The sequence below is a fragment of the Cryobacterium sp. M23 genome (genome assembly GCF_002929655.1).
Lineage (GTDB): Bacteria > Actinomycetota > Actinomycetes > Actinomycetales > Microbacteriaceae > Cryobacterium > Cryobacterium sandaracinum.
Genome location: NZ_PJJV01000067.1, coordinates 16,497 through 39,154 on the forward strand (window position 1 = coordinate 16,497; position 22,658 = coordinate 39,154).

Consider the following 22,658-nt stretch of genomic DNA (forward strand, 5'->3'; position numbering starts at 1 on the left):
GCCGTTCAGGACTCACGCTCCTAGGTGTCCTTGCGGATCCAGCGAAACGTGACCCGGCTGAGCACGAGCCCCACCACCAGCCAGATGAGCAGGCTCAGCGCGATCAGCGGAAAGTCCCAGGAACCGCTCTGCTCAAGGTTCGCGAAGCTGTCGGGCAGGAACACTCCGCGCATGCCCTGCGCCATCCACTTCAGTGGGAATACGCTGGCCGCGTTCTGCATCCAGTCGGGCAGCAGGTAGAACTGCAGGTAGACGCCGGAGATGAACTGCAGGATCAGCGCGATGGGGATGACCACTGCGGTGGCGCTCTTGCCGGAGCGCGGCAGGGCGGAAAGCGCGATGCCGAGGAAGGCGCTCGTGATGATCCCGAGCAGGAACACCCAGCCGAAGGTCAGCAATTTCGCGGGGTCGGATGGCAGGTCGATGCCGAGCAGGACGCGGGCCACCAGGATCAGCAGCGCCGCCTGGAAGATGCCGGTAACCAACACCTGCCCGGTCTTGCCGATGAAGTAACCGAGTGGCGAGAGCGGGGTGCCCCCGAGCCGTTTGAGCGTACCGTCGCCCTTCTCCCCGGCGATGTCCACGGCGAGGTTCTGCACCCCCGAGAGCAGCATGCCCGCGGCGAGCATTCCGGGCAGGTAGTAGGCGCCGACGCTGATGCCGCCGGTGCCGTCCGGCGCAGTGCCGATTTTGCCGGAGGAGCCGAACGCGGCCGTGAAGATGGCCAGCATGATGAACGGGAACAGGAAGGTGAAGAACACGCTGTCCGTGGTACGGAAATACATCCGGGTCTCGGAGCCGGCCCGGGAGAAGCCCACCCGCAGCACCGTGACCAGCCCGATGCTCGGTCGCGGCGCTGAAGCCGTGGCGGTCGTCGTTGTGCCGGTGCCGGTGTCGACGGTGCTCATGCGAGCAACTCCGTGTCGTCATCGAGGAGGTCCACCGACTTCGCGTCGGCGTCGGCGTCGGCGTCGGCGTCGGCGTCGGCGTCGTCGCTCGGCGCCCGGTTGCCGCGCACCAGGCCGAGGTAAATGTCCTCCAAACTGGGCCGGATCACCTCAAGCTCGGCCGGCTCGGCACCGGATGCCGCCACGAGCTCGGCCACGAGGCGCGCCGGTTCCGGTGTGCGTTTTTCCCGGAGCACCCCGGACGGTTCCCGCCAGCGCACGAGCGGCACCCACGCATCCGCCCCGCCGATCTCGTTGATGGCGCCGATGTCGATCAGGAGCCCGTCGTTGATCACGCCGGCCCGGTCGCCCAGTTGCGCGGCCTCGTCGAGGTAGTGGGTGGTGAGCAGGATGGTCGTGCCGTCGGCCTTGAGCCGGCGCACGAGGTCCCAGAATTGGTGCCGTGCCTCGGGGTCGAAGCCCGTGGTGGGCTCGTCCAGGAACAGGAGTTCCGGCCGGCCGATGATGCCCAGTGCCACGTCGACGCGGCGCGGCTGCGGGTAGAGGCCGGCGAAGTGGGTGAGCTGCTCGGTGACGGTGACGTTGCCGCTTTCCCCGGTGGACTGCAGCACGATGCCGAGGCGCGACTTCCAGGCGAGGCCGCCGCGCTGCGGGTCGACGCCGAGCGCGCTCACCTCGCCCGCGGTGCGGTCGCGGTAGCCCTCGTGGATCTCGATCGCGGTGCTTTTCCCGGCCCCGTTCGGGCCGAGGAGGGCGAAGGTCTCACCGGCCTCGATATTGAAGCTGATCCCACGAATCGCCTCAAAGCCTCCGTAGGACTTGTGCAGGTCGCTCACGCACACGGCCGAGGGAGAAAGTTTCATGAGAAAAGAGTCCCATGCCCGGCCTCTCGGTGGAAGCGTCGGCGTTTCGGTGGCGAAGCTGACCCGTCCAGCCACGACGGCCCAGGTGCGCGGCTATGCGCCCTGCCAGGGCTCCCTCCTGGTGGGGCGAAGTAATCCATGCGTGACGACGATGACGCGGACCTTCGACGCCGATGTGCACCTCCACCCGCTCGGAGAGCGAGAACGGCAGCGGAATGCCGACGATCAGGGCGGCGGTGTGATGACTGAGGAAGGCGCCGGGTGGCATCCGTCGCAGGATGGCGGTGCGGCGCTCGAGCGTGGACAGGGTGCCGGAGATTGTCCACAGCCCCGGCCGAACCGACAGGAAGTGGGGGGGCAGGAGGGCTTCTGACCCCCCCCAAAGCTGTCGGTTCACCGGCGAGCCGTTTGGCGCGCTGCGCTAGGCGAACAGCCGCTGGAGGCGCTGCACGCCCTCGAGCAGGGCCGCGTCGCCGAGCGCGTAGGAGAAGCGCAGGTAGCCGCTGGGGCCGAACGCCTCGCCGGGCACGACGGCCACCTCGGCCTGGTCCAGGATAAGATCGGCCAACTCCAGGGAGGTGGTCGGGGTGACGCCGCCCCAGGTGCGTCCGAGCAGGCCGGTGACGTCGGGGTAGACGTAGAACGCCCCCTGCGGCGTCGGCGTGACGATGCCGGGGATCGTGTTCAGCTCGGCGACGATGACCTGTCGGCGGCGGTCGAAGGCATCCCGCATGGCGATCGCGGCATCCTGAGGGCCGTTGAGTGCGGCGATGCCGGCGCGCTGGGAGATGTTCGACACGTTCGACGACAGGTGCGACTGCAGGTTGGCGGCGGCCTTCATCGCGTCCTGCGGGCCGACCATCCAGCCGAGCCGCCAGCCGGTCATCGCGTAGGTCTTGGCGACGCCGTTGACCAGGATGGTGCGGTCGGCCAGCGCGGGGACGGCCTCGACGATCGAGATCGCACGCACGCCGTCATACGTGAGGTTCTGGTAGATCTCGTCGCTGACGATCCAGAGGCCGTGTTCCTCGGCCCACTCGCCGATGGCCTTCGTCTGCTCGGGGGAGTAGACGGCTCCGGTTGGGTTGGACGGCGACACGAACAGCAGCACCTTGGTGCGCGGCGTGCGCGCCGCCTCGAGCTGCTCGACGGTGACGAGGTAGCTCTGGTCACTGCCGGCGAAGACGTCGACCTGCACGCCGCCGGCCAGCCGGATCGACTCCGGGTAGGTGGTCCAGTACGGCGTGGGCACGAGCACCTCATCGCCCGGGTCGAGCAGCGTGGCGAAAGCCTGGTAGACGGCCTGCTTGCCGCCGTTGGTGACGACCACCTGGCTGGGCGAAATCGCCAAGCCGCTGTCACGGAGCGTTTTGGCCGCAATGGCCTCGCGCAGGTCGGGCAGCCCGGCCGCCGGAGTGTACCGGTGGTTCTTCGGGTCGCGGACTGCCAGTAGGGCGGCTTCGACGATGTGCTCCGGGGTGGGGAAATCAGGCTCGCCCGCGGCGAAACTGATGACCGGCCGGCCGGCGGCCTGCAGGGCCTTCGCCTTGCCGTCCACCTTGAGGGTCGCGGACTCCGCAATGGAGCCGATTCGGGTAGAGATGCGCTTGGATTCGTGGGCCACGCTTCGAGCATACGGGGCTGCCTCGTTCTGCTGGGGCTGTCTCGGCTTTACAGTGGCCCCCGGGTGACCTAGACTCGATGAGGTAATTCAATTCTGCCATGCTTTTTTGCGCCCGCTTGTCGGTTCATTCCGGGGTCCGAGTGTATCGAGGTAGTCTGAATTTCGTTCCATAGGGTGGTGGCTCAATTGGTAGAGCAGCGGTCTCCAAAACCGCAGGTTGCAGGTTCGAGTCCTGTCCGCCCTGCAAGTCGGTGGCATTCCGTCGGCACATGAAAGGTGTAATCAGGTGGCCCGAAAAGTTGTCGACGAACCCAGTGAGGAAATCGTCGCAAACGCGAAACTTGCGCTCGATTCCAAGCGCGGTCCTTTCGCTCGGATGTCCCTGTTCATCAAGCAGGTCATGGCGGAGCTCCGCAAAGTCGTCACCCCCACCCGCAAAGAACTCCTCAGCTACACGGGTGTGGTGCTGGTATTCGTTGTCATCATGATGGCCATCGTTTCCGCCTTCGACTGGGTGTTCGCGCTCGCCGTCACGTACGTGTTCGGAACGCCGGGCGGGTAGACAGTTTCCGGTGCCGCATCCGCACCCAGCGGCCGCAGCCACGCATCAGTGAAGAAGAGTCACTGCAGAATTCAGGGCAAACGCTGTTTGGGTCACGGTTTCGTGCCCATGCAATAGAAAAGGATTGAAATTTAGTGACTGACACGAATCACGACGATGTCGACTGGGCCACCGCCGCCGAGCAGTCCTCCACCGAGGACGAGGCGCAGGACGGCAACACCCTCGCCGCTGAAGAAGACTCCGTAGAGGCTGCCGAGCAGGTCGCCGTGCACGTGTTCGACCCGAGCATGGGCGTCGAAGTCAACCTCGACGCCGCGCTCGACGCGTTGGCCGAGCCCGTTGACCCCGACGCCGACGATCTCGTCGACGAGGCCCTCGACATCGATTCCGCCGTCGAGGCCGAGGCCGCCGTCGAGGCCGTGGAAGACGAAGACGAAGTGGCAGTCGAGGCTGAAGAGGCAACGGATGTCGATGCCGAGACCGCCGAGGACGAGACCCCCGAAGACCCCTACGAAGAATTCCGTAAGGAACTGCGCTTCCAGCCCGGCAAGTGGTTCGTCATTCATTCCTATGCCGGCTTCGAACGCCGCGTGAAGTCGAACATCGAGAACCGCAAGCAGTCGATGGCCATGGAAGATTTCATCTACCAGGTCGAGGTTCCGATGGAAGACGTCGTCGAGATCAAGAACGGCCAGCGCAAGATGGTCACCCGCGTGCGCATCCCTGGCTACGTGCTCGTTCGCATGGACCTCAACGAAGACAGCTGGTCCGTGGTGCGTCACACGCCCGGCGTCACCGGATTCGTCGGCAACGCGCACAACCCCACGCCGCTTCGCTTCGAGGAAGCCTTCGGCATGCTGAAGAGCCTCGTCGAGATCCAGGACGTCCCCACCGCCAAGACCGGCGGACACGGCGGCAAGGTCCCGACCCGCGCCCTCCCTGCCGAGATCGACTACGAGATCGGCGAGACGATCACGATCAAGGAAGGCTCGTTCGCGGGCCTGCCCGGATCGATCAGCGAGATCAAGGCGGAAAGCGGCAAGCTCATCGTGCTGGTTTCCCTCTTCGAGCGCGAAACCCCGGTCGAGCTCAGCTTCGACCAGGTCACCAAGCTCTAAAGGGTCTGAACACCCTCCCCACGGATTCAAGTTCACCGGGGCCCGTCCGGGCCACCGGGAGAGCGGCCCCTGGCTGCTCGTCATTACAAAGTAAGGAAGAATAATGGCACCGAAGAAGAAGGTAACCGGTCTGATCAAGCTTCAGATCAAGGCCGGCGCCGCCAACCCCGCACCGCCCATCGGGCCGGCGCTGGGTCAGCACGGCGTCAACATCATGGAATTCTGCAAGGCGTACAACGCTCAGACGGAATCCCAGCGCGGCAACGTCATCCCGGTGGAAATCACCGTCTACGACGACCGTTCATTCACTTTCATCCTGAAGACCCCGCCGGCGGCGGAACTCATCAAGAAGGCGGCCGGCGTCGCCAAGGGCAGTGGAACCCCGCACACCGTCAAGGTTGCGAAGCTCACCCAGGCCCAGGTCCGCGAGATCGCCGAGGCCAAGATGGTTGACCTCAACGCGAACGACCTCGACGCAGCGTCGAAGATCATCGCCGGCACCGCCCGCTCCATGGGCATCACGGTCGAGGCCTAACCACCTCCCCCAGGCATCCCGCCACAAGCAGTACGTGGAAGAGCCAGCCAGGCTCGCACCACACTCTCAATTTCGTTTTACAGGAGATTCAACATGGCACAGAAGTCAAAGGCCTACCGGGCCGCGGCCGAGAAGATCGACGCAGACAAGCTCTACACCCCGTCCGAGGCCGTCACCCTGGCCCGGGAGACCGGCTCCTCGAACTTCAACTCGACCGTCGAGGTCGCCCTCAAGCTCGGCGTCGACCCTCGCAAGGCTGACCAGATGGTTCGCGGTACCGTGATTCTTCCTCACGGCACCGGTCGCACCGCCCGCGTCATCGTCTTCGCAACGGGCCCCGCGGCCGAAGCGGCGATCGCGGCCGGTGCCGACGAGGTCGGTGGCGACGAGCTCATCGAGAAGGTGGCCGCCGGCTACACCTCGTTCGACTCCGCCGTCTCGACCCCGGAGCTCATGGGCAAGGTCGGTCGTCTCGGTAAGGTTCTCGGCCCGCGCGGCCTCATGCCGAATCCGAAGACCGGAACCGTGACGCCTGACGTCGCGCGCGCCGTGTCCGACATCAAGGGCGGAAAGATCGCGTTCCGCGTCGACAAGCACGCCAACGTGCAGTTCGTCGTCGGCAAGGTGTCCTTCACCGCCGAGCAGCTGAATGAGAATATCAGCGCCGCTCTCGAGGAGATCGTTCGCCTCAAGCCCAGCTCCTCCAAGGGCCGCTACATCATGAAGGGTGCCGTTTCGACCACGTTCGGCCCCGGCATCGCTCTCGATGTGAACAGCATCTAGTCAGTTCCACCGCAGCCCGGCTGCACCAGGAAGGGCCCGTCGAAAGACTGGGCCCTTCCCTCGTTAACGGATGCTCACTCGCTGGCCATCGTGGGGCGTGCGTCTCTGCGTGCGGGGTCGTCCCGATCGGTGTTCTGCGGGTGCGCGCGAAGCATCGCGGCGACCGCGATCGCGTCGCCCTCCGGCTGGTGCGAGGTGGTGTGCGGCTTCGCGATGAAGAGGTAGAGCAGGCCGCTGCCCATCACTACAGCCAAACCGATCAGCACGATCCAGTCGTCGAGGAACACCCCGGTCGTGCCCGGCCGCGCCAGCAGGATCATGGCGGAGATCCCGTAGGCCAGGGCAAAGATGTTCACGATGAACCCGAGAGGTCCCAGGCTGAACGGCCCGGCCGGACGCCACCCCTTGAACCGCTGGCGGAGCGCGGCCAGAACCACGGCCTGGAACGCGACATAGATGCCGAGCACCGCGAAGGCCGTGATCTGGGTCAGGATCGTGCTGCCGCCCAGGTAGATCAGAACGCAGAGCAACAGCGGGATCGTGGACGCGACGATCAGTGCGTTGACCGGCACTGCCGTGCGCGGGGACACCTGGCCCAGCCAGGTCTTGCCGGGGACCATCCCGTCTCGTGCGAAAGAGAAGATCAGGCGGCTGGCCGCGGCCTGCAGGCTGAGCACGCAGGACAGGAAGGCCGTGATCGCCACTATGAGGAACAGCGTGGCACCGACCGTGCCGAGGGTCGCGTCCAGGATCGCGGGGATCGGGTCGATGTCTGTCCCGTCGACCACGGCCTGCAGGTCCGGCGCGGCCAGGACGTACCCGCCGAACGAGAACAGGGCGGAGACGCCGCCGACCAGGATGGTGAGTATCATGGCCCGGGGGATACCTCTGGCCGGGTCGGGCACCTCCTCGGCCACGTCGCCGCAGGCTTCGAAGCCGTAGAACAGGAACAGTCCGGCAAGCGCGGCCCCGAGGAACGCGGCGGCGTAACTGCCGTCACCCTCGACGCCCAGGGTGTCGAAGAAGACGCTGAACTCCTGCTTGCGCTGGAAAAGGAGTAGGTAGAGGCCGAGACCGATCACGCCGATCAATTCGGCAGCGAGTCCGATCCGGGCCGCGCGGGCCAGCATCTTCGTGCCGGAGAAGTTGAACGCGAAGGCCACGACGAGAAAGAGCACCGAGAGCCCGAGCGTGACCTCTTTGGTGACGGGCGCGTTGATCAGGCTGGCGAGGAACCCGCTGCCGAATTCCGCGACGGCGGTGATTGTGACGAGCATCGCCCAGACGTAGACCCAGGCGGTCATCCATGCGTACCTCTTGCCCCAGAGACGACGTGTCCACGGGTAGATACCGCCCGCGATCGGGTACTGGGACACCACCTCGCCGAAGACCAGTGCCACCAGCAGCTGGCCGGTGCCCACGATCACCAGCCAGAAGATCGAGGGTGGCCCGCCCGTGCTCAGGGCCAGGGCGAACAGCGAGTAGACGCCGACGAGTGGCGAGAGGTAGGTGAAGCCAAGGGCGAAATTGCCCCAGAGCGACATCGAACGATGGAAGGTGTCTTCGTAGCCGAGGGCCTCGAGGTGCTCGGCGTCGCCGAGCCCTTTCCTCTGGGATGACGCGTGTGATGACATGGGAACCTTTCCGATCGAGCCGGAGAGCGAGAATGTGCTCACCATAGTGCTGTGCGCGAGCAAACGCACGGAACCGATGGATCCAACTTTCACCGAGAGTTCCCGTTCGCAGTTCCTGCCTCCGGGTCACGACCGGCCCGGTAGGATCGGAGTCAGAGCGGCCACTGGCGGAGTCCCGTGGTCCGAGTCGACGGGGACAGAGGTGGGTCGTGCCGCAGGACGCAACCGGGCAGCCGTTGGCGGGCCTTCGGGTCGCGGATTTCTCCCGGGTACTGGCCGGCCCCTACGCCACCATGATGCTGGCCGACTTCGGCGCTGACGTGATCAAGATCGAGAGCCCGGCCGGCGACGACACCCGGCAGTGGCTGCCGCCGGTCGACGCGCAGGGGGACTCCACCTACTTCGGGTCGGTGAACCGCAACAAGCGCAGCGTCATCTGCGACCTCGGCACCGATGCGGGACTGGCCGTGGCCCGGCGACTCGCCGAGACCGCCGACGTCGTGGTGGAGAACTTCCGGCCCGGCGTGATGGACCGGTTTGCTCTGGGCTTCGAGCAGCTGCGGGCCGTCAATCCGAGCCTGGTCTACTGCTCGATCACGGGCTTCGGCGCGGGGGCCGGCGCCCGCCTGCCCGGCTACGACCTGCTCGTACAGGCTGTCGGCGGGCTGATGAGCGTCACCGGTCGCCCAGACGAAGAGCCGAGCAAGGTGGGGGTGGCCCTCGTGGACGTGCTCTCCGGGCTCAACGCGGTCAGCGGCATCCTACTCGCCCTGCGTGCGCGTGACGCGACCGACGCGAGCGGGACCGCCGGCCACCGGGTGGAGGTGGATCTGCTGACCACCCTGCTCTCCGCACTGACCAACCAGGCCGCGGGCACCCTCGCGACCGGGCAGTCACCGACCCGGATGGGCAATGCGCACCCGAGCATCGCGCCGTACGAGCTGTTCGACGCCGCCGACCGGCCGCTGGTGATCGCGGTGGGCAACGATCGCCAGTTCCGCACCCTGGTGCGATTGCTCGGGGCTCCCGCCCTGGCCGACGACGACCGGTTCCGCGGTAACGCCGACCGGGTGCGGCACCGCACGGTGCTGAAAAAGTTGATTGAGGACCGGCTCCGGCCCGAGCCCGCGGCGCACTGGGTGGGCGTTCTGACGGATGCCGGTGTGCCGGCCGGCCAGGTCAACACCCTCGACGAGGCGTTCGCCTTCGCCGCCGCGCTGGGGCTCGACCCGGTGGTGGAACTGGGTGCGGCCGGCCGCACCAGCCGCCAGGTTGCCAACCCCATCCACCTCGCCGGCCGTCCGGCCGCCTACCGCCTGTCCCCGCCGCGGCTGGGCGAGCACGAGGGCGCCGACTGGCTCGCCCCGTCCCCGACCGCTGCCCCAGGGCGAGCCCCCGTACCAGCCCCCGTACCAGCCACAGATCTCGCTCGTGTTCCGCCGACCCCCGAAGGACTCTCGTGACCGCCGCAGGCCGCCCCACCCCGCTTGTGCCCAGCCCGCTGGTCGACACCGTCTTCGACCTCGATGCCCTGCTCGAGCCGGAGGAGATCGTCTGGGCGCGCGCGGCGCGCGCTTTCGCGACCAACCGCATCCTGCCGACCATCGAGGACGACTTCGAGGAGAAGCACTTCCGGGCCGAGCTGATCCCTGAACTCGGGGTGGCCGGGTTCCTCGGCATGCACCTCACCGGGTACGGCTGCGCCGGCGCGGGGGCGGTGAGCTACGGGCTGGTCTGCCTCGAGCTGGAGGCCGCTGACAGCGGCTGGCGCACCTTCGTCTCGGTGCAGGGCTCGCTGGCGATGTCGGCCATCCACAAGTATGGGTCTGCGGAGCAGAAGCAGCGCTGGCTGCCGGGCATGGCCGCCGGCCAGCTCGTGGGCTGCTTCGCGTTGACCGAACCGACCGGCGGCAGCGACCCGGCCGCGATGGCGACCACCGCCACCCGGGGCGCCGACGGCTGGGTGATCGAGGGTGCCAAACGCTGGATCGGCCTGGCCAGCATCGCCGACGTCGCGATCGTCTGGGCCCAAACGGATGCCGGTGTGCGCGGCTTCCTGGTTCCGACCGACAGTATCGGTTTCACCGCCACCCCCATCGGCAAGAAGCTTTCGATGCGTGCGTCGATCCAGTGCGATGTGCACCTGGACGCCGTGCAGGTGCCATTCGATGCGATCCTGCCCGGCGCCGCTGGGCTGTCCGGGCCGTTCGGCTGCCTCAACGAGGCGCGCTTCGGCATCGTCTGGGGGGCCATGGGCGCCGCCCGCAGCTGCCTCGACGCCGCCATCCTGCGCGCGAAGACCCGTGAGGTGTTCGGCAAACCGATCGGGGCCACCCAGTTGATCCAGGCCAAGCTCGCCGACATGCTCGTGGAATACGAGAAGGGGGTGCTGCTGGCCCTGCACCTCGGTCGGCTCAAGGAGCGCGGCACGCTGACCCCCACCCAGATCAGCATCGGCAAGCTCAACAGCGTGCGCGAGGCGATCCAGATCGCCCGCGAGGCCCGCGTCATCCTCGGCGGCGACGGCATTACCAGCGAATTCCCGGTGATGCGCCACCTGGCGAACCTGGAATCGGTGCGCACCTATGAGGGCACCGACGAAATCCACCAGCTCGTGCTCGGGCGGGCCCTGACCGGCCTGAACGCGTTCTCCTGAGGCCGCGATGTGACATAGTGTCAAGCAGATTGGCCGTCGGGCCGATCGATGGGGGAGGGGCACAGTGGGGGTGACGGGGGGACAGACCGTGTTCGCGAACCTGCGTGCGCGCATCCTCTCGGGGGAATTGCCCGCCAGGGCCACGCTGCGGGAGACGGCGCTGGCCCAGGAACTCGGCGTCAGCCGCACCCCCGTGCGCGAGGCGCTGCGCCGGCTCGACGAGGCCGGCCTGGTGGAGTTCGTGCCGAACCGGGGCGCCACGGTCGTGGAATGGACCACCGAGCAGATCTGCGAGACGTATTTTCTTCGCGCGGCTCTCGAAAGCAGGGCGGCGGGCCTCGCGGCGGTGCGGATCGAGCCGGCCGACCTCGACCGGCTGGCCATCCTGATTGACGCCATGGAGGAGTTCGTGCGCGCAACCGACGCCGAGGGCATCGGCCGGCTGGGCGTGCTCAACGCCGAATTCCACCGCATCATCGTGGCCGCGTCGGGCGTCACTCAGCTGATGGCCCTGGCCGCGTCCGTCGGCCGCGCCCCGATGATGGCCTCGCTCTTCCGCCGCGACGCCGCCGCCTTCCGGGCCGGCAGCAACCACCACCACCGCGACATCCTCACGGCGCTATGGTCGGGAGACGCACTCTGGGCCGAGGTCGCCATGCGCTCGCACATCCTCGCAGCGCGCAACGCGGTGTCGCCGGGTCGGTCCGGATCGGGGACGGAACCGGCCTAACCGGAACCGGTCAGCCGCGCGCGGAGCGGGCCGCCTCGAGCAGACTGTGGGTGTGCGGATGCCGCGGTGAAGCGAGGATCTCGGCCGCCGAAGCCTGCTCGACGACCCGTCCCGCTTCCACGACCGTCACTCGGTCGCAGGTGGCGGCCGCCAGGCCGAGGTTCCGGGAGACCACGATGATCGACAGTCCGAACTCCTGGAGGAACCCGCGGCAGAGCTCCAGTGCGGAGGGCTCGCCCGCAGCCTCGACGGCGCGCGTCGGCTCGTCCAGGATCAGGATGTCCGGGTGCTGTGAGAGCGCGGCCGCGATCGTCACCTGGAGCAGCGCGGTCGGTTCGAGCTGGGTCGGAACCACCAGCGACGTCGCCTGCGGATCCGGCAGCCCGACCTTCTCGAGGAGTTCCAACGCACGCCGGGCGGCATCCGTTCGGGACAGACCCCCTGTCCGGCGCAGGGTTCGGGCGAGCTGGCGGCCGATGACCTGGTCCGGGGCCAGGCCCGTCGGCGCGGCAGGGGAAATGAGAGAGATTTTCGTGTCGCGCAGCCGGTTGAGGGCGCGCCGCGATGCCCCGACGAGCTCGATGCCGTCGATCAGGATGGAGCCGGCCGCGACCACCGCCGGTTCGGGCAGCCGGCCCGCGATGGCCAGAGCGATCTCGCGTGCCCCGGAACCGGTGACACCGACCAGTCCGATGACCTCACCCCGCGCCACCGAGAGGGAGATGCCCGTGGCCAGCACCGGGGCACCCGTCTGGGTGCTCTCGGTAATCTGCAGACCGCGCGCGTCGAGCAGGGCCGTGGCGCGGAATCCGTCGGAGGGAACGGGCTCATCGTCGGCCGACGCCGGGGCCGACGGGGCGGGAGAGCAATGAGGTTTGCCGGGGGATTGCCAGGAGGGGAGGAAGGTCTTCACGACTCATCCCTCCGTTCCGAACTCGATCCAGTGGGTTTTACTGTATGCAATCTCCTCGAATCCCGGTGCTCAGTATGCCATATTCCTCTGAGTTGAACCCTGAATCGGGGGGGCACTGTTGCATACAACCGTGGTGTCTTGTGGGGAAAAGATTCCGGCAACACCGGGCCGCTACGAGCCCAGCATGGTTGACCTCGTCGAGGGCTATGGCGGACCACAGTCTTGCGGGCTGAGCAGCTGGACGCGCTGGACGGGGCGCGCCCCGCGCCGGGGATGAGGTGTTCCCCGAGCTCACCTCGCTCACGGCCCGTCCCGCTGGCCGCGGTGCCCGCGTGATCGAGCAGGAGGAGCGGCCCACGGTCGAGTCCGGCGTCAGCCGCGACGAGGCGTGGCACTTCTGCAACCTGGGCCGCAGCCTGGAGCAGGGGGACATGACCGCACGGTTGCTGGCCAACCCGGTCGTTGACCGAGGCCAGCGGGCCTTCGGGGACGACCATCCGGCGCTCCGTCGGGGGCCTACGAGGCCGGCTGTTTCCGCGGTCGGTGGCCTTGTTCATCTCGCGGGCGGAACAATGCCTGCGCGAGATGGAACCGCGCACCGACCGCGTCGGTGTGACCGAGGATCGCAACGGGTGCTGGGTCAGATCCGCGGCCAGCTGGAATACCGGCCGATCATGGACATCCTGAACGACCTGTCGAATCAGATGGACATCGTGCAGGAGGCCACCAGCACGGACTCTGAGGCCATCGGCGACCGCTACCTCCCGATCAGCGCCGTTCCGACCTGAACCGGGGAGGCCTCGTGGACCGGCTGCGGAACCGCCACGTCACCGGCTACCGCTACCCGGGCGAGGTCGGTGCGTCCGACAACGAGGCGCGGATGCTGCCGGTCAGTTCGGCCGACCAGTTCGTGAGCTGCGCGGCGTGTGCGCGGGCACCAGCGGCTCGGACCTCTTCGTCACGATGGAGATCACCCGGGAGGCCTGAGCCGCGCCGCGGCATCCGTTGCCTCGGGCCCACGGATGCCGCGGCTCACCCACCCCGCCCGTCGAACCAATTCGACGGAGATTTTGAGGATGGAGCGCTTTCCCAGCGTGGTTTAAACCGTTTTGAGCAAAATCTCCGTCGAATTCGTTCGGGCCGCCGAGCGCCCCGAGCGCGCCGAGCGCTATCGAGCCCTACGAGTCGAAGCCGAGGCCCAGCGCGTCGAGCGTCTTCAGGATGATGTTGCGGCGGCCTCGGTTGTGGTCGGCGCGGTCGAGTGACCAACGCGTGGTCTGGATGCCCATCGAAGCGAGGGGCTCCGGTGGGAACGGGAGTGGCCGCCCGCGCACCATCTCCAGCTGCGTGCGCTCGGTCCTGCGCTCCGCCAGTTGGTCGAGCATGACCTTCGCCGCGAAGTGCGTCGCGGCCACGCCCAGGCCGGTGAACCCGGCGGCGTAGCTGATCCGTCCGCCGCGGGCCGTGCCATAGAACGCGCAGAACTGGGTCGACGTGTCGATGGCGCCGGCCCACTGGTGGCTGAAGCGCAGCCCGGCCAGCTGCGGAAATGTGGTGAAGAAGTGGCCGGCCAGTCGTTGGAAGCTTTCCGGCCGGTTCTCGTAGCCGCTCCGCACCCGGGCTCCGTAGTGGTAGATCGCGTCGTAGCCGCCGAAGAGAATGCGGTTGTCGGCGCTCAACCGGTAGTAGTGGAACTGGTTGGCCAGATCGCTCAGCCCCTGCCGCTTTTGCCAGCCGATGGCGGTGAGCTGATCGGGCGACAGCGGCTCGGTCATCAGCACGTAATCGTAGACCGGCACCGTGGACAGGCGGTTGCGGGCCAGCAGCGAAGGGAACACGTTGGTCGCCAGCGCGGTCTTCGTCGCCCGCACCACACCCGACTCGGTGCGGAGCCGGGTGCCCTGCGCCGGCGTGAGTCCCTGCGTGTCCAGGTTCTTCACCGGGGTGTGTTCGAAGATCTCGACCCCGAGTTCGGTGGCGACCCGGGCGAGCTCGGTGGCCAGCTTACCCGGGTGCACGAGCGCGTTGCTTCGCTTGTGCCAGATGCCGGCCAGGTACGTGGGCGAGCCGACCTCGGCGCGCAGGGCCGCGGCATCCAGGAACACGCTGTCGGTTCCGGTCGGTTCCTCGCGCAGCCAGTCGACCTGGTGCTCCTCGACGGCCAGGTCGATGGCGCCGGTGCGCTCGAAGTCGCAGTTCAGCCCGAGCTCGGTGACGGCCCGCTCGATCTCGTCGAGGTTCTTGAGGCCGAGTTCGGTGAGCCGGTCGATCTCCGTCGGCCAGCGGCGTCGGCCGTTCTCCTCGCCGTGGGTCAGGCTGGCCTCGCAGAAACCGCCGTTGCGGCCCGACGCAGCCCAGCCGATCGTGCGCGCCTCGAGCAGCACCAGGCGAGCGCCCGGGTTCTCCTGCTGAGCGAGCACGGCGGTCCAGAGTCCGAGGTAGCCGCCGCCGACGATGGCGAGATCACAGTCGAGGTCGGCCGTGAGGGTCGGGTAGCCGGTCTGCGGAGACACGTCGTCCAGCCAGAACGGCGCGGAGCGGGTGTCGGCGAGGGCGCCCGCGATGACGGATGCGGCGGGCCTGGCCCGCTCGAAAATGGTCGTGCCCACGGATCGTCCTTTGTTCGGCGCGGCTCTGCTACTCGTTCATCATCTCAGGCGCGGTCCCCGTCGGCCATGCGCCCGCCCCGCTCTCATCTCACCGGCGCGTGCGACTCCAGGAACTGGAACACCTCGGTCTGGTCGACGCCGGGAAAGGTGCCCGTGGGCAGGGCCGCGAGCAGGCTGGTGGGCGTGCGCGCGGCCGGCCAGGACTGCCCGGACCAGCGCTCCGAGAGCTCCTCGGGCGCGCGGCGGCAGCACGACTCGTCGGGACAGGTGGACACGGCCCGGTTGTTGGTTTCGCGGCCGCGGAACCACTTCACGTGCGTGAACGGCACGCCCACACTGACGGAGTAGTCGCCCTCTTTGGCCTTCTCGATGCGCGAGGTGCACCAGAAGGTACCGCTCGGGGTGTCGGTGTACTGGTACCAGGGGCTGAACCGGTCGGCGACGTGGAAGACGGTGCGCGCGGTCCAGTTGCGGCAGACCGTCGAGCCCTCGACCGCGCCGAGCGCGTCGCTCGGGAAGCGCACCGAATCGTTTTCGTACGCCTTGATCATGGTGCCGGACTCGTGCACCTTCATGAAGTGCACCGGGATGTCGAGCCGCGCGGTGGCGAGGTTCGTGAACCGGTGCGCCGCCGTCTCATAGGACACCGCGAAGGCGTCCCGCAGATCCTCCATCGAGATACGTCGCAGGTTCTTCGCCTCGGTGAGGAGTTTCACGGTGTCTTTTTCGGGCAGCAGGATGGCCGCGGTCAGATAGTTGGTCTCCACCCGCTGAGACAGAAATTCCGCATAGTTTCCGGGCTCCTCGTGTTCGCAGAGCAGGGTGGCGAACGCTTGCAGAATGGGGGAGCGGGAGTCGCGGGACGCCGACTGCTCGGTGGGCAGGTAGATGCGCCGGTTGCGCTTGTCCGTCACCGAGCGGGTCGAGTTCGGAAGGTCGCCCACGTAGTGCAGCGAGTAGCCGAGATGGGTCGCCATGTCGGCCACCACCTGGTGGGAAACCGGCCCGCCGGTGTGGCCGACCGCGGCGAGCAGGCGCTGCGCCTGTGCCTCGAGCTCGGGGAAGTAATTGTCCCGGGCCCGCATGGTGGCTCGCAGCTCCACGTTCGCTCGCCGGGCCTCCTCCGGGGTCGCCGCCCGCTCCCGGTGCAGGCGCAGGATCTCGTTGTGCAGGCTGAGCAGTGTCTGCAATGTTTCGTCGCTCGTTCCCCGGCCAACGCGGATATGCGGCAGTCCGAGGGCGGTGAACACGGGGCCCCGCTGAGCGCGCTCGACGGCTATTTCCAGCGCCGCCCGCTCGGACGGGGCATCCGTTTTCAACAGGTCGTCGACCGTGGTGCCGAGCGCGGTCGCGATGGTGCGCAGCATCGACAGGCGCGGCTCGCGCTTGCCGTTCTCGATCATCGACACCTGAGAGGGTGCCCGGTCGATGGCGGCCGCAAGGGCGTCAAGAGTCATGCGCCGGTTCGTGCGCAGTTCACGGATGCGCCGCCCCAGGGTGAGCGCATCGAGCCCTGCCTCCTCGGGAGGAGCCGCGGACAGGGAGGAGCGGAAGGCGGGATCGACGGTGACCATGCCCCATGCTCACATACTCCGGGGATAACTTCTCGTAGCCAGAAAAAATGCTGTTCTTCTGTTATGCCGGCGACGGCGTGACCGGGTCCCCTGGTCCACAGTGGGAATCAGGCAAGCAATGGCGCTCTCCCCAGGCGGCGCCAGTCACGCAGCACTCCCCGCTCAACTTCCGAAGGAGCTCAGCCCATGAACACCCCGCCCCTGGCGACATCCGACCAGGTCCAGGCCGCCAGTCTGACCACGAATACCGACAGTTTTGCCACCATCGAACCGCACCTCGAGATCACCGGCGATCTCGGTCCGCGCTACGAGGAGATCCTCACGCCGGAGGCGCTGGTATTCCTGGCCGAGCTGCACGACCGGTTCGCCGGTACGCGGCAGGACTTGCTGGCGACTCGACTGCGCAAGCGCGTGGATGCCTCCAACGGGCGCGACCCGGGATTCCTCACCGAGACCGCGCACATCCGTCGTGACCTTACCTGGACGGCTGCCGGCGCGGGTCCCGGGCTGGTGGACCGCCGGGTGGAGATCACCGGGCCGACCGACCGCAAGATGGCCATCAACGCGCTGAACTCGGGCGCGAAGGTCTGGCTGGCCGACCAGGAAGACGCCACCAGCCCCACCTGGGCGAACGTCGTCGAGGGCCAGCTGACCCTGTTCGACCAGGTGCGCGGTCAGCTGAGCTTCACCAGCCCGGAGGGCAAGCAATACGCCGTCACCGGCGACGCCACCGGCGCCACGCCCACCATCGTGATGCGCCCGCGCGGCTGGCAGCTGGTGGAGAAGAACCTGACGTTCGTCGACCGCGCGAACCGCCGGACGAACGCGTCCGGCAGCCTCGTCGACTTCGGGCTGTACTTCTTCCACAACGCGCAGCACCTGATCGAGGGCGGCAGCGGACCGTACTTCTACGTGCCGAAGCTCGAGAGCCACGTCGAGGCCCGTCTCTGGGACGATATCTTCAGTCACTCGGAGGACCGCCTCGGCATCGAGTACGGCACCATCCGTGCCACCGTGCTGATCGAGACGATCCAGGCCGCCTTCGAGATGGAGGAGATCCTCTACGAGCTGCGTGACCATTGCGCAGGCCTGAACGCCGGACGTTGGGACTACATCTTCAGCATCATCAAGACGTTCCGCACCCGCGGGAGCCGGTTCGTCTTCCCCGACCGCAAGCAGATCACGATGACCGTGCCCTTCATGCGCGCCTACACCGAGCTGCTGGTGTCGACCTGCCACCGGCGCGGTGCGTATGCCGTCGGCGGAATGAGCGCGTTCATCCCGAACCGGCGCGACCCGGAGGTGACCCGGCGTGCCCTCGAGGCGGTGGCCGCCGATAAGAAGCGCGAGGCCACCGACGGCTTCGACGGCACCTGGGTGGCGCACCCGGACCTCATCCCGACGGCCCAGGCCGAGTTCGACCGCGTGCTCGGCGACCAGCCGAACCAGCTGCACCGCACCCGCGCCGAGGTGAGCGTCACGGCCGCCCAGCTGCTCGACGTGGAGTCCGTCGGCGGGCAGATCACCGAGGCCGGCGTTCACGACAACCTCACGATCGGGTTGCGCTACATCGAGTCCTGGCTGCGCGGCGTCGGCGCGGCGGCCATCGACAACCTGATGGAGGACGCCGCGACCGCGGAAATCTCCCGCTCACAGATCTGGCAGTGGATCCACCTGGGCTCGATCACCGCCGAGGGCATCCGGATCGACGGAACCTGGGTCGAGGAACAGCTCGTCGACGTGTACGAGGCACTCGAGCGCACGCCCGGAGACCGGTTCGACGACGCGCTCGAGGTGTTCCGGGCATGCGCGCTCGAGCCCGAGTTCCCGACGTTCCTGACCGTGGGAGCGTACGCCCGTTACCTGTAGCCCCTGGCCGCGAAAGCGCGCACTCAGCCCGTTCAGCACTACTGATGGGGCATCGTGCGCGCTCTCGCGTGCAGTGGTGGGCTGGTGGGGGCGTCGATAAGCTGGATCAGTGATCGAGATTCGCACGGCGACGGCGACGGATGCCGCGGCGCTGGCCGAGCTGGCCGTCGCCACCTTCGCGCTCGCCTGCCCGCCACACACCTCGGCCGAGGCCATCGCCGCGTTCCTGCGTGACGTGCTCGCGGAGGGCAACTTCGACGCCTACCTGGCCGACCCGGACCGGCTGATTCTCGTGGCCGAAGTGGCCGAGGAGGACGTGGATGCCGAAGTGGCCGAGGTGGCCGAAGTGGCCGGGGAGGCCGGGGTCATGCTCGGCTACACGATGCTCGTATTCGCCGAGCCGGCAGATGACGATGCGCGGGCGGCGGCCACGATCCGACCCACGGCGGAACTGAGCAAGTGCTACCTGCGCGTCGAGACGCACGGCCGCGGGGTGGCGGCGGCCTTGATGAACGCGACCCTGGACGCCGCCCGGGCGCGGGGCGCGGCCGGCAGCTGGCTGGGCGTGAACCAGGAGAACGCGCGGGCCATTCGCTTCTACGAGAAGAACGGGTTCGTCACGGTCGGCGAGAAGCGCTTCCTGGTGGGCGAACGGTACGAGGACGACTTCGTGCTGGAGCGGGCGCTCTAACCGGTGCCCTCCGCCCCGGCCGCGCGGGCCGCGATCGACTGCTCCTTCATCCCCTTGATCTGTTCGTAGGCGGCGAGGGCCGCCCGTCTCGTCTCGCCGAGGTCGACGATCGGGGCCGGGTAGGCATCCGTGCCGTATTCCGGCACGTTCTGACGGATGTACTCCGCGTTTGGATCGAACTTCTTCGCCTGCAGCTCCGGGTTGAAGACCCGGAAGAAGGGGGCGGCGTCGGCGCCGGACCCGGCCACCCACTGCCAGCCGAACGGGTTGCTCGCGGCGTCGGCGTCGACGAGGGTATCCCAGAACCACTGCTCTCCGAGCCGCCAGTCGATCAGCAGGTTCTTGATCAGGAACGATGCCGTCACCATGCGCACTCGGTTGTGCATGCTGCCGGTGCGCCAGAGTTCGCGCATGCCGGCGTCGACGAGCGAGATCCCGGTGCGGCCGCGCTGCCAGGCTTCGAGCACGCGCTGGTCAAGTTTCGGCCAGGGGAAAGCGTCGAATTCGGGCCGCAGGTTGACGGTGGCGAGGGTGGGGTTGGTGAACAGCACGTGGTAGCTGAACTCCCGCCAGCCGATCTCGGTGAGGAATCGGGTCGCACTGGCCTGGGCGGGCCCGGTGAGGCCGATCCGGGCCCGCTCGGTTGCATGCCAGATCTGGAATGGACTGATCTCGCCCCAGCGCAGGTGCGGCGACAGACGCGAGGTGACCGCCTGGGCCGGCTCGTCGCGCTCGTCGCCGTACCGGGTGAGGGACTCGCTCAAGAAGGTCTCGAGCAGGCGGTGGGCGGAGTCCTCGCCGGGCTGCCAGGCGCCCCGCAGCCCGGCCGCCCAGTCGGGCCGGGTCGGCAGGAGGCCCCAGTCGTCGAGCGCGTCGGAGGGGATCTCTCCGGGGAAGCCGGGGATCGACTCGGGTGCGGGGTAGGGTGCGCGCGGCGGCGGGCCGGCCGTGCACGCCCGCCAGAAGGGGGTGAACACCGAGTAGGTGCCCCCCTGGCCGGTCTGGATCGTCCACGGCTCGAACAGGAGCGCTCCGGCAAAGCTGCGGGCCTCCGTTCCGGCCGCGGTGAGGCCCGACTTGATCCGGGTGTCCACCTCGCGCTCGGCGGCGCCGTAGCGACGGTTCCAGAATACGGCGTCGGCACCGACGGATGCCGCGAGCGCCATGATCATGTCCTCGGCCGGCCCCCGGCGCAGCGTCAACCGGCCGCCCAGGCGTTCCAGCGAGTCGGCCAGCGCTGTCACGCTCCCGTGAAGCCACCACCGGGCCGCGCCACCGAGTGGCCGGACCGCAGGGGACTCCTCGTCCAGCACGTACACGGCCACGATCGGCTTGCCGCGTTCGAGGGCGGCCTGCAGGGCCGGGTTGTCCGCGAGGCGCAGGTCGTCGCGGAACCAGACGAGGGACGGGCCGTCGCCGCTCACGAGCGAGGCCCGGCAGAGTCGGAGTCGGCAGCGGTCGAGGCAGAGGCAGAGGCAAAGGCAGAGGCAGAGGCGGAGTCCGCAGAGGAGCCGGTCGGGTCATCCGTCACCCGCAGCACGATCTTGCCGCGTGTGTGTCCCTCCTCGATCAGGCGGTGCGCCGCCGCGCCGTCTGCGAGGGGGAACACCCGGTCCACGTGCACCCGAACGGCGCCGTCGTCGATGAGTTCGGTGATGACGTCGAGGGTGTGCCCGGAGGGCGCCACCTTGAATCCGGTGGCACGGATGCCCGCGGCCGCGGCCTCCTCCGCCATGGTCGGCCAGCTTCCGGTCGGCGCGTTCACCAGGATTCCGCCGGGGCGCAGCACGCCGAGCGACCGAGTGCCGGTGTTGTCGTGAACATTGCCGACCAGGTCGATCACCGCGTCCAGCCCGGAGAGCACCTCGTCGAACCGGGTCTGGGTGTGGTCGATGACGGCGTCGGCGCCGAGCTCTCGTAGGAAATCAAGGTTGCGGGTCGACCCGGTCGCGGTCACGTGGGCGCCGAAGGCCTTGGCAAACTGAACGGCGAAATGGCCGACCCCGCCGCTGCCGGCGTGGATGAGCATCCGTTGCCCGGGAGCCGCCGCGGCCAGGTCCACGACCATGCCCCACGCGGTGAGTGCCGCCACCGGTACGGCGGCCGCCTCGACGTGGCTGAGTCGCACGGGCTTGCGGGTGACGTTCAGGCTGGAGACGGTCACCAGCTCGGCGTAGCTGCCGGGGGTGCGGGGCACGCGGGCGATGCCGAAGACCGCGTCGCCGGGCTGCAGCGGGAACGCCTCGTAGGGCGCGCTGACCACGACGCCGCTGAAATCGAGTCCGAGCACGGCCGGGTAGGCGGGGATGGCCTTCGTGACGCCGCTGCCGGCCCTGGTTTTGGCATCGATCGGGTTGACTCCGGCGGCGACGACCCGCACCAGGAGTTCATCGAAAATCGCGATCGGGGCGTCCACCTCGGCCAGGTGCAGCTCGTCGGCCGGGCCGGGGCGGTCGATCACGAGGGCGCGCATGGTCGGTGAGTGATTCGTGGCGTTTCCCATCTGCCCATTCTCTCGTGGGTTGCGCGTCGCCGGGGCACAACCGGGACAAACCGGCACATCCCGGTGTGCCTCGAATTGGGGGTGCAAGAGGCCGAATCTGGTGGCGGCGAGGTCTGGCTGGAAGGGGGGCCAGGCGCATAGTCTGTCCACATAAAGGGGGACCGACCCCGGTGTGTGGAAGAGTCCCTGGTTTCCCGCATCCGGTCTCTCTTGGGTTCGGTTCATCCCCCCACCGAGCCAGTACTCAGCACTCCGCCCGGCTCATCTGAAAAAGTCGTACCGCACCCGAAGCGGCGCGAACTTGCTCGATCAGTAGTGGCGTGACGCCGAGGGGAAAGCCGCCTGCGACACCCGGCAAGCGGCTTTCCCGCGGGCATCCGCGCGCTGCGACACCGGTGGACGACCCGTGGACGACCGGTCAGGCCTGCGCGGGCGGTGGACCCGAGGTGGTCTGCTGGTTGAGCAAGGCGATCAGGTTGTTGGCGTACCCCACCAGGATCGCGATCTGGTCTTCGTCACGGTCGATCCACCGGCACTCGGGCTCGGCATTCACGGGGACGAAGTCCTGGTGCTGTTCCCAGACGAGCAGGGTGCGTTCGGCGCCGAGCACGTACTGCTGCCACCACACCTGACGCAGGTACGAGCGCGGGATGCTGCGCCAGGCCTTGCTCGTCGTCTTGATCTCGGCCAGTTCAAGGCCGCCGGCACCCTGGCCTGAACCGGTGCCGACGCCGTCGGGGGTGGCCAGGTGCCGCCGGTGGTGGGCCGCGTGGAACAGGGCCGTGCTGGGCTCGATGCCGTAGCGGCCGAGCACCCAGGCCGCGATCTCGGGCTCCCGGGCGCGCCCGTGGTCCGTGAAGCTGTTGCCGTTGAAGCTGCTGCCGTTGAGCTTTTCGTAGACGGCGGTGTGCAGCGATTTCGGGGTGGCGAGCTTGGCGACATCCGTGGCCGTGATCCCCTGGGCGCGGGCCCGCAGCCAGGTCACCCGGTCGGTGGAATCGGCAACGATGCGCCGGAGGTGCGCCGCGGCGACCAGGGGCGCCACCGGCCGGGCGTCGACGGGCGACGGATGCACCTCCTCATCGA

The 22,658-nt window shown here is 68.1% G+C and carries 20 protein-coding genes, 1 tRNA gene and 1 pseudogene; 12 read left to right on the forward strand and 10 right to left on the reverse strand.

Annotated elements, in window-relative coordinates; translation table 11 throughout:
* Nucleotides 1-20 precede the first annotated feature (20 nt).
* The 3 genes from CXY82_RS07570 to CXY82_RS07580 form a co-directional block, all read right to left on the reverse strand.
* Nucleotides 21-908, reverse strand: coding sequence for an ABC transporter permease (locus tag CXY82_RS07570; RefSeq protein ID WP_104170382.1), 888 nt, complete (start codon nt 906-908; stop codon nt 21-23).
* On the reverse strand, nt 905-1,771 hold the full coding sequence (locus CXY82_RS07575) for an ABC transporter ATP-binding protein (protein ID WP_104170383.1): 867 nt from the start codon (nt 1,769-1,771) through the stop codon (nt 905-907). Before CXY82_RS07575 ends, CXY82_RS07570 begins: the two co-directional genes overlap by 4 nt.
* A gap of 421 nt (nt 1,772-2,192) precedes the next feature.
* Nucleotides 2,193-3,395: a pyridoxal phosphate-dependent aminotransferase gene (locus CXY82_RS07580; RefSeq protein ID WP_104170384.1), complete on the reverse strand. Its 1,203-nt coding sequence runs from the start codon at nt 3,393-3,395 to the stop codon at nt 2,193-2,195.
* Nucleotides 3,396-3,566: 171 nt separating this feature from the next.
* On the opposite strand from CXY82_RS07580, the gene CXY82_RS07585 reads away from it, so the two are divergent.
* The 5 genes from CXY82_RS07585 (at nt 3,567) to rplA (ending at nt 6,393) form a co-directional block, all read left to right on the forward strand.
* Nucleotides 3,567-3,639, forward strand: a tRNA-Trp gene (locus CXY82_RS07585).
* Nucleotides 3,640-3,681: 42 nt separating this feature from the next.
* A complete protein-coding gene (gene secE / locus CXY82_RS07590) occupies nt 3,682-3,957 on the forward strand; it encodes a preprotein translocase subunit SecE (protein WP_104170385.1) in 276 nt (91 codons plus the stop codon).
* A 134-nt stretch (nt 3,958-4,091) separates the two neighbouring features.
* Nucleotides 4,092-5,075, forward strand: coding sequence for a transcription termination/antitermination protein NusG (gene nusG / locus CXY82_RS07595; protein ID WP_104170386.1), 984 nt, complete (start codon nt 4,092-4,094; stop codon nt 5,073-5,075).
* A gap of 103 nt (nt 5,076-5,178) precedes the next feature.
* Nucleotides 5,179-5,610 (forward strand): 50S ribosomal protein L11, encoded by a 432-nt coding sequence (rplK, locus tag CXY82_RS07600; RefSeq protein WP_104100758.1) that lies wholly within the window; start codon nt 5,179-5,181, stop codon nt 5,608-5,610.
* A 93-nt stretch (nt 5,611-5,703) separates the two neighbouring features.
* A complete protein-coding gene (rplA, locus tag CXY82_RS07605; RefSeq protein ID WP_104170387.1) occupies nt 5,704-6,393 on the forward strand; it encodes a 50S ribosomal protein L1 in 690 nt (229 codons plus the stop codon).
* 74 nt (nt 6,394-6,467) lie between these two features.
* On the opposite strand, the gene CXY82_RS07610 is transcribed toward rplA, so the two are convergent.
* Nucleotides 6,468-8,027, reverse strand: a complete 1,560-nt coding sequence (locus tag CXY82_RS07610) for an APC family permease (RefSeq protein ID WP_104170424.1) — start codon at nt 8,025-8,027, stop codon at nt 6,468-6,470.
* Between the two features lie 209 nt (nt 8,028-8,236).
* On the opposite strand from CXY82_RS07610, the gene CXY82_RS07615 reads away from it, so the two are divergent.
* The 3 genes from CXY82_RS07615 (at nt 8,237) to CXY82_RS07625 (ending at nt 11,413) form a co-directional block, all read left to right on the forward strand.
* Nucleotides 8,237-9,490: a CaiB/BaiF CoA-transferase family protein gene (locus tag CXY82_RS07615; protein WP_199180905.1), complete on the forward strand. Its 1,254-nt coding sequence runs from the start codon at nt 8,237-8,239 to the stop codon at nt 9,488-9,490.
* 38 nt (nt 9,491-9,528) lie between these two features.
* Nucleotides 9,529-10,683, forward strand: coding sequence for an acyl-CoA dehydrogenase family protein (locus CXY82_RS07620; protein WP_104170426.1), 1,155 nt, complete (start codon nt 9,529-9,531; stop codon nt 10,681-10,683).
* A 70-nt stretch (nt 10,684-10,753) separates the two neighbouring features.
* Entirely contained in the window at nt 10,754-11,413 is a 660-nt protein-coding gene (locus CXY82_RS07625) for a GntR family transcriptional regulator (protein ID WP_146069069.1), read from the forward strand.
* Between the two features lie 10 nt (nt 11,414-11,423).
* On the opposite strand, the gene CXY82_RS07630 is transcribed toward CXY82_RS07625, so the two are convergent.
* The gene (locus tag CXY82_RS07630; protein WP_104170389.1) at nt 11,424-12,326 is read right to left on the reverse strand and encodes an ATP-binding cassette domain-containing protein; all 903 of its coding nucleotides are present in this window, start codon (nt 12,324-12,326) and stop codon (nt 11,424-11,426) included.
* A 332-nt stretch (nt 12,327-12,658) separates the two neighbouring features.
* Here CXY82_RS07630 and CXY82_RS17920 point away from each other — a divergent pair.
* Together CXY82_RS17920 and CXY82_RS17925 are read left to right on the forward strand one after the other, a co-directional pair.
* Nucleotides 12,659-12,778: pseudogene (locus CXY82_RS17920) on the forward strand (alpha-E domain-containing protein); the annotation flags it as partial.
* A gap of 180 nt (nt 12,779-12,958) precedes the next feature.
* On the forward strand, nt 12,959-13,114 hold the full coding sequence (locus tag CXY82_RS17925; protein WP_233199256.1) for a hypothetical protein: 156 nt from the start codon (nt 12,959-12,961) through the stop codon (nt 13,112-13,114).
* A 390-nt stretch (nt 13,115-13,504) separates the two neighbouring features.
* Here the strand turns inward: CXY82_RS17925 and CXY82_RS07645 are convergent, their stop codons facing one another.
* Nucleotides 13,505-14,935 (reverse strand): FAD-binding oxidoreductase, encoded by a 1,431-nt coding sequence (locus CXY82_RS07645; RefSeq protein ID WP_104170390.1) that lies wholly within the window; start codon nt 14,933-14,935, stop codon nt 13,505-13,507.
* An 83-nt stretch (nt 14,936-15,018) separates the two neighbouring features.
* Entirely contained in the window at nt 15,019-16,509 is a 1,491-nt protein-coding gene (locus CXY82_RS07650; RefSeq protein ID WP_104170391.1) for a helix-turn-helix transcriptional regulator, read from the reverse strand.
* Nucleotides 16,510-16,695: 186 nt separating this feature from the next.
* Between CXY82_RS07650 and aceB the strand changes: the two genes are divergently transcribed.
* Together aceB and CXY82_RS07660 are read left to right on the forward strand one after the other, a co-directional pair.
* A complete protein-coding gene (gene aceB / locus CXY82_RS07655; protein WP_104170392.1) occupies nt 16,696-18,378 on the forward strand; it encodes a malate synthase A in 1,683 nt (560 codons plus the stop codon).
* A 109-nt stretch (nt 18,379-18,487) separates the two neighbouring features.
* Nucleotides 18,488-19,069: an N-acetyltransferase gene (locus CXY82_RS07660; RefSeq protein ID WP_104170393.1), complete on the forward strand. Its 582-nt coding sequence runs from the start codon at nt 18,488-18,490 to the stop codon at nt 19,067-19,069.
* On the opposite strand, the gene CXY82_RS07665 is transcribed toward CXY82_RS07660, so the two are convergent.
* The 3 genes from CXY82_RS07665 to CXY82_RS07675 all read right to left on the reverse strand — a co-directional run bounded on the left by CXY82_RS07665 (nt 19,066) and on the right by CXY82_RS07675 (nt 22,647).
* Nucleotides 19,066-20,493 carry a deoxyribodipyrimidine photo-lyase gene (locus CXY82_RS07665; RefSeq protein WP_104170394.1) on the reverse strand — a complete coding sequence of 476 codons (1,428 nt, stop codon included), beginning with the start codon at nt 20,491-20,493 and terminating at the stop codon, nt 19,066-19,068. The two genes, CXY82_RS07660 and CXY82_RS07665, sit on opposite strands and share 4 nt — an antisense overlap.
* A complete protein-coding gene (locus CXY82_RS07670) occupies nt 20,490-21,572 on the reverse strand; it encodes an NADP-dependent oxidoreductase (protein WP_233199248.1) in 1,083 nt (360 codons plus the stop codon). The genes CXY82_RS07665 and CXY82_RS07670 overlap by 4 nt, the downstream gene beginning before the upstream one ends.
* A gap of 418 nt (nt 21,573-21,990) precedes the next feature.
* Nucleotides 21,991-22,647 (reverse strand): YqaJ viral recombinase family protein, encoded by a 657-nt coding sequence (locus CXY82_RS07675; protein WP_370443687.1) that lies wholly within the window; start codon nt 22,645-22,647, stop codon nt 21,991-21,993.
* Between the last annotated feature and the right edge of the window lie 11 nt (nt 22,648-22,658).

Bases quoted from the DNA above. Each gene is read 5' to 3' on its own strand.
- CXY82_RS07570 (WP_104170382.1), bottom strand. From the start codon at position 908: ATGAGCACCGTCGACACCGGCACCGGCACAACGACGACCGCCACGGCT.
- CXY82_RS07575 (WP_104170383.1), bottom strand. From the start codon at position 1,771: ATGAAACTTTCTCCCTCGGCCGTGTGCGTGAGCGACCTGCACAAGTCC.
- rplK (WP_104100758.1), top strand. From the start codon at position 5,179: ATGGCACCGAAGAAGAAGGTAACCGGTCTGATCAAGCTTCAGATCAAG.
- rplA (WP_104170387.1), top strand. From the start codon at position 5,704: ATGGCACAGAAGTCAAAGGCCTACCGGGCCGCGGCCGAGAAGATCGAC.
- CXY82_RS07610 (WP_104170424.1), bottom strand. From the start codon at position 8,027: ATGTCATCACACGCGTCATCCCAGAGGAAAGGGCTCGGCGACGCCGAG.
- CXY82_RS07650 (WP_104170391.1), bottom strand. From the start codon at position 16,509: ATGGTCACCGTCGATCCCGCCTTCCGCTCCTCCCTGTCCGCGGCTCCT.
- aceB (WP_104170392.1), top strand. From the start codon at position 16,696: ATGAACACCCCGCCCCTGGCGACATCCGACCAGGTCCAGGCCGCCAGT.
- CXY82_RS07670 (WP_233199248.1), bottom strand. From the start codon at position 21,572: ATGGGAAACGCCACGAATCACTCACCGACCATGCGCGCCCTCGTGATC.